Source organism: Wolbachia endosymbiont of Menacanthus eurysternus (genome assembly GCA_029715105.1).
In the GTDB taxonomy this organism is placed as follows: Bacteria; Pseudomonadota; Alphaproteobacteria; order Rickettsiales; family Anaplasmataceae; genus Wolbachia.
Window position 1 is genome coordinate 58,576 of the sequence record CP085695.1, and the last position, 13,204, is coordinate 71,779.

A 13,204-nucleotide genomic window follows, 5' to 3' on the forward strand; every position below is an offset into this window, starting at 1 on the left:
GAGATATAGCTGCGTTATAAGTTAGTAAATTGTATGAATGTATGGATGAAAACGCAAAGTAAGAATTTAGTAAAAGAAAAAGACAAGCAGTTGTATAGTATTATAGAGAGAAAAATAACAAAAGAAAAACATAAACGAAAGGAACCGACTTCTCAAGATAGAACTATTAAGAAATGTAAGAGTTTGTTGAATGAAGGTGCTGATTTTATAGTTTTAATTAAGTTAGAGGAGTTATTTAGGGAACGAGAGGAATATCATAGTTACTATATACAGTGTTTTCTTCCGGTATTAATAAAGGAAGTATTGAGAGAGTTAGACTCTTTTATTAAAAGAAAAGAAGTAGAAGGAGTAATTTTTAATATTCTTGGAGAAGTTATAAATCGAAACTTCTGTAATAATTACAGAGATAGCTATCATTATAACGGAATTGGAAATAGTAGCGACGACAAAATTCAAATTACTAATTGGAATAGTAATATTAGTAGTTATTTATTGGAAACGGTAAAACAAAGTGATAATATAAAAATTGAGAGAAGAGGATGTACTAAAGAAAGAAAGAATGTATTATATGTCAGTATAAAAAAAGGTATAGAGAAGAATAGCAACAATATTTTGCATTACGATGTTTTACTATTACAAGAGTGGCAAAGAATGATAGAATATTTAAATTTATCAGTAGGAAAAGAAAAAATATGTAAAACTGAACTTAGTGAGGTTATTTTGAATTCCAAGAAATGGCAATTATCAATGCGAAAGTTATTAGTTGATAAAATAATTAATAAAGGTTCTTCTTTCGAAGAATTTTCTTTAAAGATTAGAAAAATTTTTAAAATTCCATTTGTAAAGTGGAGTGATAGTACAATAAAATTTGCTATAGCTTTATTTAAGCTAAGGTTTATTAGTATTAGTGATTTTTTTCTACCAAGAGAGGAGCTGCGAAATTTAGATAGGGAATATGAGAGATGTTATCTTAAGTTTTTAGAAAGGTTATCAAAGTCAATAAAGGAACCTGAATTAAAACAAGAGATAAAAACACAAATTAAAAAAATTTTATCATATACTATTAACACTCCGGATGTTAACGGTAATTATTTGTTACATTCAGCGATCAATAATTATGATAAAAGATTTTTTTTAAAATTGTTGCAAATGGGGGCTGATATTAATTTTAAGGGTGTAAATGGTGATAATGCATTGCACCGCATTGCTCTCCTTAAGAGGGAGCATAAAATTATATATTTAAAATTAATTTTAGATTTAAAAGAAGAAGGCATGATATCATTAAAAGCATTGCGTAGAGCTATAAATACTAAGAATAACGATAATAGGTATCCTGCACAGGTAGCGCTAATTAGACAAGTAGAAAAAATACCTAGTAAATTAAAAGATTTTTCTAAATGGATTAGACCAAGACCTATGAAACGTTATTATACTGCTGAATTTTGTGCAATGTTATTACAAAATGGTTCTGAAAATAAGAGTGATCATATTACAATAGAAAGATATGATAATAAGAAATATTATCATACTAAAGAAAGAATTCATGATTTAACGGGTATATGTCCTACTTGGAAAGTAAATGAAACTTTAAATAAGAAGTTCTCTAAAAATAAAAAACGCAGTAATAGTATAGATTTTCCTGTGGTAAGATGGGTATTTGGGGGGTTGGTTTTTGCTGCAGTATTTAGTGCTTTTGCTGGCAATATGTCTATTGCGTCAACTTTATCTATCGTTATAGCGATTTGTGCAGTATGTTATCCTATTTATATAAAATTAGAAAAGTTTTTTAGGAATGTAGATTTAGGAGAAAAGTCATTTCATTTGAAATGTATCGAAAATTTTTCTAAAAATAGAGTAGATAGTATATTGGTGCAATCATTAAAAGATTGTGAAAAACTAGAAGTAAATTAATAATTTCTTTTTTTGGGAGCAATGAAATCAATATCATTGCTTAAAGTTTTTTCAGCAACTTTTTTGTAATCAATTTTTATATTAATTTCACCATCTCTTTCTTCAAACCATGCTATTGTGTGTTTCATCCAATTTTTATCATCGCGTTCAGGAAAATCTTCACGCGTATGTGCGCCTCTACTTTCTTTGCGGTTTGCTGCGCATTCTAAGGTAATAACTGCTTGTGGAAGCATATTGGTAAGTTCCAGTGCTTCGACTAAATCACTATTCCATATCATACTGCGATCTTTGATCGTAACATTGTGTATCATTTTAGCTACCTCTTTTATAGTTTTTCTACCCTTTTCTAAAGTTTCAGCAATGCGGAATACAGATGCATATTTTTGCATAGTATTTTGCATTTTGTTGCGTATTTTTGATACTTTTAGTTCTCCAGAAGAGAACCGTGTTTTGTTAAACCTATTAATTATCCAATCTGTACAGTTTGGATGTAATCTTTTATGTGGTGCGTTAGATTTTATTTTTTCTTTTATTTTAATTGCTGCAGCTTTACCAAAAACGATTAAATCAAGAAGTGAATTAGAACCAAGTCGATTTGCACCATGTACAGAAATGCACGCTGTTTCTCCAATTGCATACAATCCTTCTATTATTTTTTCATTACCATCTTTAATGGTAATTACTTCTCCGTGATAGTTGGTTGGAATTCCGCCCATATTGTAATGAACAGTTGGAATAACTGGTATTGGATCTTTAGTAACATCAACGCCAGCAAAAGTTTTCGCGGTTTCTATAATTCCTGGAAGTCTTAATTTTATTATTTTTGGATCAAGGTGTGATATATTTAAGTGTATATGATCTTTTTTTGGCCCAACACCTCTACCTTCTTTAATTTCAATTGTTATTGCACGGCTTACTACATCACGAGAAGCTAAATCTTTTGCTTTTGGTGCATAATATTGCATGAATTTTTCACCATATGAATTGATCAAGTATCCACCTTCTCCGCGACATCCTTCAGTTATCAAACATCCTGAACCATATATTCCTGTTGGATGAAATTGTACAAATTCCATATCTTCAAGTGGCAATCCAGCTCTTATTATCATTCCGTTACCATCACCAGTGCATGTATGAGCACTTGTTGCAGAGAGATAAATGCGTCCATACCCCCCTGTTGCTAGTATTACAGAGTGTGCACGAAATATATGTAAGGTACCATGACATAGTGACCAAGCAAGAACTCCGTAACATGCATCTGTTTTATTATCCATAATTAAATCAATTACAAAATATTCGATGAAAAATTTTGCATTAAATTTAAGGCATTGTTGATATAAAGTGTGAAGAATCGCATGTCCAGTTTTGTCTGCTGCCGCACAAGTTCGTCGTGCTGATTCTCCTTCACCAAAGTGAGTAGTCATTCCACCGAAAGCGCGTTGGTATATTTTACCATTTTTTGTACGCGAAAATGGTACACCAAAATTTTCAAGCTCAATGATAGCCTTAGCTGCGTTTTTACACATATATTCTATTGCATCTTGATCCCCAAGCCAATCTGAACCTTTTATTGTATCATATGCATGCCAACGCCAATCATCTTGAGTAATATTTCCTAAGGCTGCACTAATTCCACCTTGTGCTGCAACGGTATGACTTCGAGTAGGGAAAATTTTAGAAATACAAGCAACTGAAAAATTAGTAGCTACTTCAAGTGTTGCTCTAAGTCCCGCTCCACCTGCGCCTACTACCACTATATCATATTCATGTTCTATAATTTCATATGCTGGTTTATCCATATTATTATTTTAATAATAGATTTAATAATATCAGAATTTATTATGTTTTCTAGAAACAATGGATTTTTATATAATTTTATAGTGTTATTTAGTTAACAATAACTAAAGTTGTTTGTAATTTTACAACTATTTTATATTTATTGTAAAATAAGGAATCTTTATCTCCAATTAAGAGAATTATTGTAATTTATGGGATATCTTATTTATCAATAAGAATTCAAGTTCAAAAAAATGTTTATGAGAAACCTATTTTTATTTATTAAATTCTATTATAATATGAATATAATAACATAGCAATATAGTTAGATTATAAAAAGTAGTTTAATCGTTTGATTTCGCGGTTTATTTTCTTGTTAAGAGATTGAATTTTAAAATTTTGTATTATGCATGATGTATTATTTTGTATATTTTAGTAAATATTGGATGCAGTTTATATGTAAAATGTTTTATTTATTCCTTAATAGGAAGTAAAGAAAATGAATTTTATCAAAATAATTGTAAAAAATTTTATTTACATGTTAATTTTTTGAGATTTTATTAACTTGGTATTCTTTTAAATCTTACTTTTATTTTTGTAAATTATTTATAACAGTGCTTTTATTATATATTTTAATGATATCACATTGTTTTGTTTAGAACGTTAAAAAAGTTTCTAAAAAGAAGAAAGGAAAATTTCTTATAATTTGTGAATTGATAGTAATGTAATTATTAATGTTTCAGTCTTAAGATGTTAAGATACGGAAAATTTTAATAAAATTAATAAATTTGTGTTATTAATATATGTTAGAAGTATAGTCTAGTTTTAGACTAGATTTTCTAGAAAATAAGTTTTAAATTTGTTAATGTCATTAGTAATCTTTGTTTTATTAGATATCAATTATAATTTAGCATAGTTGTTGCATTTATATTTCTAGATGCTTAGAATAACGATCTATAATATAGAAACCCGGGCATTGTGATTAGTTTGATATTCGTAGCGCTGTCATTTTTTTATGGTATTGAGGGATTTGCAAAGCAAGAACCGCGTTCAATAGCCGCGGGCAGTCACATAAAAGTTATTAATTATAATTCAAATGCTATACACAAGTATACTGGTTTTTATGGATATCAGTCAAGTATATTATTTGAGTCTGGTGAAGTAATACAGAATCTTTCAATGGGAGATCCAACTGGTTGGCAAATTATTCCTCAAAATAATAGATTATTTATTAAGCCTATAGATGATATTGCTGATACTAATGCAACTATAATAACTAATAAAAGAGTTTATTATTTTGAATTTCATGCTGAAGAAGCAACTGGATTAGATGATCCGAGATTAGCGTATGAAGTGAGGTTCCTTTATCCACTATTTAACAGCGATGAAATTTATACAACTAGTAATGGTGATATTTTTGAACAGGTTAATTCTAACGTTGTTCCTAATATAAGTGATATTGAATTTGTAAAGAAGGGTTTAAATTTTAATTATTCTATTTCACATGCAAAAAATAGTGAATTAATAATACCAATTAAGGTATTTGATGATGGGGTGTTTACTTATTTACAATTTAATAAGATTAACTCCGATTTTCCAGCAGTTTTCATGGTTGATTCTACTGGATATGAATCTTTAGTAAATTTTCGTACGGCTGATGATTATTTTATAATTGAAAAAGTAAGTTCGGCATTTATTCTGAGAAAGGGATCAAGTATTGTTTATTTATTCAATGAAAACATGCCTTTTAATAATAAAAAGAGTCTCTCTAAGAAAAGTAAAAAGAAAAAAGGTTAGAAATTATTTCTCCAATACGATTCCTATAGGGAGTTGTTGTAATCAATATAGAGTGATTTTTTTTTATAAAGTTTTCTTATTCTATAATAAATTATAACTAAGTAAATTAGTGAAATTGTATAATTTATACTTTTGCAATTGGATATTAATTTTTAATTTATAAAATAAAACGATAATATTTATTTATTGCTTAGAATATATAAGTCCCCTATACAAAAAGTTTTGCTATGATTAATTTATTAAAAAAATTAGTAATACATGATAAAAATTTTGTAATATATATATTATCTGTTTTTGTGATAATGTTAAGTTTATTTTCGTTTACACTTGGAGACAATAGCGAGCAAGAAGTTATATTAACATTAATATGGATATGTACTACGTCTGTTTTGCAAATTTCTACTAATGGTTTGTTTACTTCTGATTATTGTGATGGAATATTGGAACAAATTTTTATACAGCCACTTTCTTCTAAATTTATAATTATTTGTAAAATTTTTGTTCATTGGTTATTGTTTGGATTTCCAATTTCAGTGATTTCCTCAATATTTAATTTTGAGATTTTTGGTAACAGTATTGAGAATTCGATAGCAATAGGATTATTTTTATTATTTAGTACGTTTGTGATAATTAATATCTCAGCTGTTGGAAATGCATTGACAGTTGGTAAAAATAATTTAGTACCAGGGGTATCACAAATTCTTATTTTGCCGATTACAGTGCCAGTTTTTATTTCCTTCAAATTATTAGTTTATTTTGAAAGTTTATTTTTAGATATTTATACATTGTTTATTGTTGTATTAATTTTTGCTATTTTACTAGTTAATAGTATTATAGCTACTTATGTCGCACTAAAATTTGCTATAGAGTTCGATTAAATCGAACTAATTTCTGTTGCCTTGTTATATCTGTAAATTTTTTATTTTATTTGTAATTTATTTATCCGATAAAGTTCAGGCATATCAAGTATATTTCCTTAGATGAAGATCTACTTGATTTAGGTTTGAAGTATTTTACTGTTTTGAACAAATTTTTTAATTTGTAGTAAAAATTTTTATCAAATTTTCCTTGAAAGATTTTTACTACAAATTTACCTTTATGTTTTAGTAAATTCTTTACAATATTTAATGCTGTTTCGCATAAAAGCATGATTCTAATATGATCTAACGACTTTAATCCGCAAGATTTTGGGGACATATCAGATAGAATCACATCAAATTTTTGGTCTTTAAATTTATTTTTTAAAATTTCAAATTCATTTATATTACATTGTATATATTCGACTCCAGTGATTGTTGTATTTATTGGTTTTATATCGATAGCTATCACATTTGCTCCCTTTTGAGATGTAACTTGGGACCATCCACCTGGGGAAGCTCCTAGATCAATAACTTTTTGTCCCTTTTGAAATAATTTAAATTTATTATTTATTTCTATTAATTTGTAAGCAGATCGGGATTTATAACCATTTCTATTAGTTTTTTTTACATATTCATCATTTATATGACGGGATAGCCATCTTGTTGAAGATAGCTTTCTATTTTTAGATGATTTTATTTTAATCTTTATATTGAAATACCTTGATTTAAAATCTGTTTTTTATTGTTTTTTATGTCTTATATTATACTTAATGGAGTTTTAATATGTATAATTCTTTTCTCTATAATCCATATTTTCAATATTTACAAATTGTAGTGCATATCTATATTCTTCATTATATTACAATATTAGAAAAATATTTTATTGAATATTTTTATATTAAAACTAGCGTTTAATCGCTTTTACTAAAATACACGATAAAAAAGTTCTCCATGAAGTAGATATATTTGTGTAAAATCTATTGCTCGCAGTGCTTCATATTATCATTTTCTATAGATTTCTCAAGTATTTTTTAAATTTTATATTTTATAATAAAAAGACGTATAAAGATGATGATTGGATATTTATATTTTAGGGATTTTATAAAAATAATTTTATTTATTGCTAGTAGTACTATTACTATTTATTGTAAAAAGTAGATTATAAACATTAATTATATAATTACCTTTTGCTTCGATTAGATTTAAACGTGTTTTGAATAATTTTTCCTTAATATTTAAAAGCTCGATTGTGTTTTTTAAGCCTAAATTGATTTCTTGTTTAATTCTTTTTAATGACGAAATTATCGCCTTTTCAGTTTCATAGTTTGCTTTAATAACAGCTTTTGCTGTTAGAATGTTATTCCAAGAGTTTATAATTTCTTTTTCTATGTTTTTTGTTATTTGATAATAATCATAAGTGGATTTTTTTATATTAATTTTAGCTTGATTTATATCAATGGTATTTATTCCAATTTTAAGAATTGGGATATTAAAAGTGAAAATGATATTAAAATTTCCTAATAATTTTTTTGGTAATAGTTGATTTCCTGACTGGGTATTTCCACTTTTAAGGTTTGTACTAATGTTAAGGTTTAAAGAGGGTAATAATTTGGATAACTTAGTAACCATTTCCATTTTAGCTGCTTTTTTTTGATAAATTAATGCCTTTAAAGATAAATTGTTAGTTTTTGCTAATTTTATACACTCATTTAAATTTGGAATAGAAGGTAATTTATTATTAATTTTTGGAAGTTTATTTGGAATTTCACCAATTAAGTGAAAGTAAGAAATATTTGCTAATTTTAATTTGCCTTCGGCATCAATTCTTTCTGATATTGCAGATAAAAATCTTGCTTTTGCTAATGAAACTTCAGTACTAGTAATTTCTCCAAGCGAGGAACGTTTTTTTATTGCTAACAAGTTCTCTAAAGAGACATATTCTTTATGTTTTTTTAATTTTAAAATTTCTATTTTATATAGAACATCAACATATGTTTTTACTGCGTTGAGCGCAACTTCTTGTTTTAGTTGTTGGAATCGTATTTTTTCTATATTTAATAAATGATTTGATTTATTGAATGTAGCGAGAGTATTGCCCCAGTCTATTATTTTTTGGTTAAGAGTTATAATTTTGTTAGAATTAAAATTCTCATCAAGATTTAATTTTAAATTAATTTCAGGTAAAAAATTAGTTAAATTTGTAAGTTTAAGCTGTGTTTTGGTATTTTTATATTGATGAAATTGATATTTCAATTTTAAACTATTTTTAATGGCTTTGTTAATTATTTCTTCCAGATTGACTGCACAACAACAACTAACACTAAGAAAGGTGATTACGAGTATAACAATTAATTGAAACATGTTTTGATGTTGAAATAGCACTCGCTAGAAATATTTTATAATATAAACATTATTAGTAATTGACACTATTTAAAAATTAAGTATTATGGAGGTTTATATCGTTGTCATGTGCTATTTAGCGTTACCGCGAGATGAAGACTTTCTTTTTAAAAGAAAAACAAATTAGTAAGAATTGGTTTGTCATAGATGCGGATGGGTTGATAGTTGGAAGACTTGCAGCTTTTGTTGCGGTGCTATTGCGTGGAAAACATAAGCCTGAGTATACGCCCCATATGGATTGTGGTGATAATATAGTTATTATTAATGCAGAAAAAGTGTGTTTTTCTGGAAAGAAATTTAAGGAGAAGTTTTATTATAAGCATACAGGCTACCCTGGTGGCCTAAAGAGGATTACTCCTGATGCTATTCTAAATGGTAAATTTCCTGAACGCGTAATAAAAATGGCTGTAAAGAGAATGCTTGATGACGGTCCTATGGCGCGTAAGTGCCTTAAGAATTTATATGTTTATACTGGTTTAGAGCATAAGCATCAAGGACAGCAACCTAAAAAGATAGATTTTGCTTCTTTAAACCGTAAAAATAAGAAATTGATGAGTAAAGAATGGGAAGTGTAGTAGAAGATCAGTCAGAGAGAATGAATAGGCAGCCTGTGTTTGATTCTATTGGTCGTTTATATGCTACAGGTAGAAGAAAGGAATCTACGGCAAGGGTATGGATAAAGCAAGGGAGCGGGAGATTTAGTATTAATCAAAAAGATAAATTACTAGATTATTTTAAAAGGGAGTCAGTATGTCAAACAGTAAAAATGCCGTTTATTGTGACGTCTGTACTTAATAAGTATGATGTATTTGCTACAATAAAAGGTGGAGGATTGTCTGGTCAAGCTGGTGCTTTAGCTCATGGAATAAGTAGAGCTTTAAGCAAAATAGGTCAGGGTTTCCATTTTATATTACGTAAGAAGGGTTTTTTGACACGAGATCCACGTGTTGTTGAACGTAAAAAATATGGTCAACATAAAGCTCGTAAAAAGTGTCAATTTTCTAAAAGATAGATTAAGATTTTTTAGTCAAAGAAAGGATTAAGTTATCTTGAGAGTGAGTAGAAAGAAACAACGATGGTGGTGTTCTTCTGTTGTATTTCAAATAGATTTACTTTGTTTAGTTGATATATTAAAACTACCGGTATTTAACACACTGTTCTATATAATTTTCTCTTTTTGTCTTTATAGGGGGAGTAGGTTTTTGACTTTAAAGTCAATCATCATTGGGGTTATCACAGGAATAATTACTAGAGCTTCCCCTTGGGGATATGTACTACAATAATATAATTTGAAAATATAGAAACTAATTAATTTTAGTTAGATATTCTCTACTTCCTGGTTTGGTTATGGGAAGCCTTTTTAATTCTTTAGGGAGTTCTTTTTCGTTGTAGTTTTCAATGTTAAGTTCAAGTAAAGATATAACAGGGAAGGGTAATTTCATTTTGATGTTTCTATTAATTAATGTAGCTTCTGCGAGAATTTTACCCATTTTTTTTTCTGCACATTCCGCTGCTTCTAGTGAAGATTTACCGGTAGTTATTACGTCTTCAATCAATAATATTTTTTCGTCTTTTTTAATTTTAAATTCTCGACGTAATTCAAATTTTCCATTGACTCGTTCGCAAAATATTGCTCTAATTCCAAGTTGTTTACCAATTTCATAACCTACAATTATTCCACCGATTGCAGGGGATAATATTAAATCCACAGAACTACTTAGCTCTTTTTTTATTTTGTTTGCTAACAATTGACAGATTTTTACAGCTCTGCTCGGATTTTCAAAAATTTTAGCGCATTGTATGTATGTATTACTATGAAGACCTGATGAAAGAACGAAATGTCCATTTAAAATTGCTCCAGCTTTTTTAAATTCCTCAATAATTGAATTGTTTTTGTAGAACATTGTTAACTTTAAAGTTTATTTTATATCTTTATAAGATTTGTTTTATTTAATTTTATTAAAATACCAAACCGCAAATTTTTACACATATCTGAGATTTTGTAAATATATAAATTATATGTTGTGATATAGATAAAGTTTGTACAAAATTTTTATAAAAGAGAGATTATAATACATATGCGACTGTTTGTCAGAATACAACTTACTAATTGTTTATTAATCAAATTAAAAGATGTAGTTTAATTATTTTTAATTTGTCTTATAGTTTAATTTTTTTAATTAAAGCATTTTAGATACATAAACTTATACTTGTAAAAGTGTGTTATGGAAAGAATTAATTGAAAATAAGAATAAAATATAAATTTTATTATGATTAAATTATTTTATTATTAAATGCACTTCTGTTATTTTGCTTGTACTGTGACTAGATATAAGAGATAACTTTTATAAAACAATTTAATATAACTTTATTTTAAAATAAATAGTTAATTCTTCTCTTCTTTTTAAGAAGAGGCAGTAGAGCTATAAAGAGAAAATAATACGGCAATAAATTTCCTCATATTATTATCTTTTGTGTAATATAATAGGGTTTATGGAATTGTTGTGTATGTTTTGGCATCAAGGTTTGTTGAGAGAGAATCATGAAAAATTAATTAAATTTTCAAATAAATTAAAATAAATAAAGTATTTTTATTATTTCAAATATAATATATTAAATTAGAAATTTAAATAAAGTATATTAATATTTTAGAATAAAATTTGAAGGTATAAAATAATTTATTAAGTTTAAGTTTTAGTTACAATTTAAAATTGTTATAGGCGATATATTTCTAGTACTTAATTTATTTGATTAGTTTTAATTTTTAGAAAAAAATTTTCTTTGTGAGATATATTTTTTATATTTTTTCTTTATAGTTGTCTTAAAAGGGTTTTAGTGTTTAAAATAAAGTTTAGATTAGAATTTTATAAACCTTTTCTCTAAAATATTAAACTTCTTTGGATTTATACATAATTCTATTAGAAGTTTTGTGACTATAATTGCAGAAAACATTGAACATAAAATTCCTATTGATAAAGTGATAGAGAATCCTCTCATTGCTCCTCTGCCAATAGTAAACATTATTCCAGCAGAAATTAATGTGGTGAGATTCGAATCTAGGATCGTTTTTATCGCATTTTTAAAGCCATCTTCAATAGAACGAATTGTTCTTTTTCCAGATTTCATTTCCTCACGAATTCGTTCAAATATTAGAATATTTGCATCAACCGACATACCAACGGTCAGTGTGATGCCCGCAATTCCAGGTAGAGTTAGGGTTGCTTCAAGCAAGGTGAGAATTAATAGTATAAAAACTATATTAAAAAGCAATGCAAAAGAAGTTAGTAATCCTAATTTACCATAAATTATGATTATAAATGATGAGACTATTATAATAGAAATTATAGCTGCTATTTTTCCTGTTTTTATTGATTCTTCTCCTAAGCTTGGACCTATATTTTTTTCTTCTATTATTTTCAGAGGTGTTAGTAGTGCACCTGACCTTAAAAGTATTACAAGTTCGCTAGCTTGTTTTTCATTAAAATTACCACTAATTTCTCCCTCTCCATTTGTAATTATTTCACGTATTATTGGTATAGTCAGAACTATATTATCGAGAATAATCGCGAGAGGTTTTCCAATATTTTCTTCGGTTATTTTTGCAAATTTTTTACTTGCTATGTTATTAAGTTTAAAATGTACTGTTGGCTTGCCAAGAGAACTAAATCTAACTGATGCATTAATTAAAGAATCACCGCCTATTTCAGATTTGCGGAAAATTGGATAAGAGTTGCCTATAGAGTCTTTGACTATAATAGTAGTTTTATGGTCTATATCCTGTATTTTAACTATATTAGTATTCACTAGGTGAAAAGCTAGTTTAGCTGTTTTACCGAGAAGAGATTTTATTTGTTCTGTATTTTCTATTCCGGGTACTTGAATTAAGATTTTATTTTGTCCTTGTTTTTGTATACTTATTTCTTTTGTACCTAGCTTATCTAAGCGTCTTTGAACGTTATTTATTGATTCTAAAACTACTTCGTTAATTAAAAAGTTCCTGTAATGAGGTTTATATGAAATATAAATTGAAGAATTTTTTTTATTTACTTCTAAATTTGGATTAATCTTATGTATTAAAGTTGAAACATTCTCATGGTTATCGGTATTATCTAATATAACAATTATTTGTTTATTGTTTTCTTGTATATTAAATTTGATATGTTTCATATATAAGATTTCTTTTATTTCGTCGATTAGCATGGTCAATTTTCCCTTGAAGTAAGAGTCTAGATCTACTTCTAACAGAAGAGAGGATCCACCTTTTAAGTCGAGTCCTAAGTTTATCCTTTTTTTTGAAATAAGGAATTTATTTTCAAAGAAGTTTGGCAATATTAGATATAAAGCAAAGAGAAATGTGCATAGTAATGTAATAAACTTTATTATGGTAAATCTGTTGTACATGGAGTCCTTTTTATAGATTGAAATTACATGTAAATTGTGAATAAACTATGTAAAAACTT

Annotated in this window: 10 protein-coding genes; 5 read left to right on the forward strand and 5 right to left on the reverse strand. The window is 27.2% G+C overall.

All coding sequences use genetic code 11. The features are described 5' to 3' along the window. Positions 1 to 33: 33 nt before the first annotated feature. The gene (locus LJI21_00250) at positions 34 to 1,911 is read left to right on the forward strand and encodes a hypothetical protein (GenBank protein ID WFW29749.1); all 1,878 of its coding nucleotides are present in this window, start codon (positions 34 to 36) and stop codon (positions 1,909 to 1,911) included. On the opposite strand, the gene sdhA is transcribed toward LJI21_00250, so the two are convergent. After that, complete coding sequence (sdhA, locus tag LJI21_00255) at positions 1,908 to 3,710, reverse strand: succinate dehydrogenase flavoprotein subunit (GenBank protein WFW29750.1); 1,803 nt, start codon at positions 3,708 to 3,710, stop codon at positions 1,908 to 1,910. The two genes, LJI21_00250 and sdhA, sit on opposite strands and share 4 nt — an antisense overlap. Before the next feature lie 955 nt (positions 3,711 to 4,665). Between sdhA and LJI21_00260 the strand changes: the two genes are divergently transcribed. Continuing rightward, positions 4,666 to 5,484: a TrbG/VirB9 family P-type conjugative transfer protein gene (locus LJI21_00260; protein ID WFW29751.1), complete on the forward strand. Its 819-nt coding sequence runs from the start codon at positions 4,666 to 4,668 to the stop codon at positions 5,482 to 5,484. A gap of 227 nt (positions 5,485 to 5,711) precedes the next feature. Further along, positions 5,712 to 6,362 carry a heme exporter protein CcmB gene (locus LJI21_00265; GenBank protein ID WFW29752.1) on the forward strand — a complete coding sequence of 217 codons (651 nt, stop codon included), beginning with the start codon at positions 5,712 to 5,714 and terminating at the stop codon, positions 6,360 to 6,362. Between the two features lie 61 nt (positions 6,363 to 6,423). Here the strand turns inward: LJI21_00265 and LJI21_00270 are convergent, their stop codons facing one another. Further along, positions 6,424 to 6,987, reverse strand: a complete 564-nt coding sequence (locus LJI21_00270) for an RlmE family RNA methyltransferase (GenBank protein WFW29988.1) — start codon at positions 6,985 to 6,987, stop codon at positions 6,424 to 6,426. Positions 6,988 to 7,457: 470 nt separating this feature from the next. Beyond that, positions 7,458 to 8,705, reverse strand: a complete 1,248-nt coding sequence (locus LJI21_00275) for a TolC family protein (protein ID WFW29753.1) — start codon at positions 8,703 to 8,705, stop codon at positions 7,458 to 7,460. Positions 8,706 to 8,836: 131 nt separating this feature from the next. Between LJI21_00275 and rplM the strand changes: the two genes are divergently transcribed. Next, on the forward strand, positions 8,837 to 9,319 hold the full coding sequence (rplM, locus tag LJI21_00280) for a 50S ribosomal protein L13 (GenBank protein ID WFW29754.1): 483 nt from the start codon (positions 8,837 to 8,839) through the stop codon (positions 9,317 to 9,319). Then, positions 9,307 to 9,756 carry a 30S ribosomal protein S9 gene (gene rpsI, locus LJI21_00285; protein WFW29755.1) on the forward strand — a complete coding sequence of 150 codons (450 nt, stop codon included), beginning with the start codon at positions 9,307 to 9,309 and terminating at the stop codon, positions 9,754 to 9,756. The genes rplM and rpsI overlap by 13 nt, the downstream gene beginning before the upstream one ends. 292 nt (positions 9,757 to 10,048) lie before the next feature. Here rpsI and pyrE read toward each other — a convergent pair whose 3' ends face one another. Next, positions 10,049 to 10,648: an orotate phosphoribosyltransferase gene (gene pyrE, locus LJI21_00290; protein ID WFW29756.1), complete on the reverse strand. Its 600-nt coding sequence runs from the start codon at positions 10,646 to 10,648 to the stop codon at positions 10,049 to 10,051. A gap of 952 nt (positions 10,649 to 11,600) precedes the next feature. Then, positions 11,601 to 13,145 (reverse strand): protein translocase subunit SecD, encoded by a 1,545-nt coding sequence (gene secD, locus LJI21_00295; GenBank protein ID WFW29757.1) that lies wholly within the window; start codon positions 13,143 to 13,145, stop codon positions 11,601 to 11,603. Between the last annotated feature and the right edge of the window lie 59 nt (positions 13,146 to 13,204).

What these genes read in the sequence shown, in the direction of transcription:
- LJI21_00250 (WFW29749.1), top strand. Translation starts at nt 34, where the DNA reads ATGAATGTATGGATGAAAACGCAAAGTAAGAATTTAGTAAAAGAAAAA.
- sdhA (WFW29750.1), bottom strand. Translation starts at nt 3,710, where the DNA reads ATGGATAAACCAGCATATGAAATTATAGAACATGAATATGATATAGTG.
- LJI21_00265 (WFW29752.1), top strand. Translation starts at nt 5,712, where the DNA reads ATGATTAATTTATTAAAAAAATTAGTAATACATGATAAAAATTTTGTA.
- LJI21_00275 (WFW29753.1), bottom strand. Translation starts at nt 8,705, where the DNA reads ATGTTTCAATTAATTGTTATACTCGTAATCACCTTTCTTAGTGTTAGT.
- rplM (WFW29754.1), top strand. Translation starts at nt 8,837, where the DNA reads ATGAAGACTTTCTTTTTAAAAGAAAAACAAATTAGTAAGAATTGGTTT.
- rpsI (WFW29755.1), top strand. Translation starts at nt 9,307, where the DNA reads ATGGGAAGTGTAGTAGAAGATCAGTCAGAGAGAATGAATAGGCAGCCT.
- pyrE (WFW29756.1), bottom strand. Translation starts at nt 10,648, where the DNA reads ATGTTCTACAAAAACAATTCAATTATTGAGGAATTTAAAAAAGCTGGA.
- secD (WFW29757.1), bottom strand. Translation starts at nt 13,145, where the DNA reads ATGTACAACAGATTTACCATAATAAAGTTTATTACATTACTATGCACA.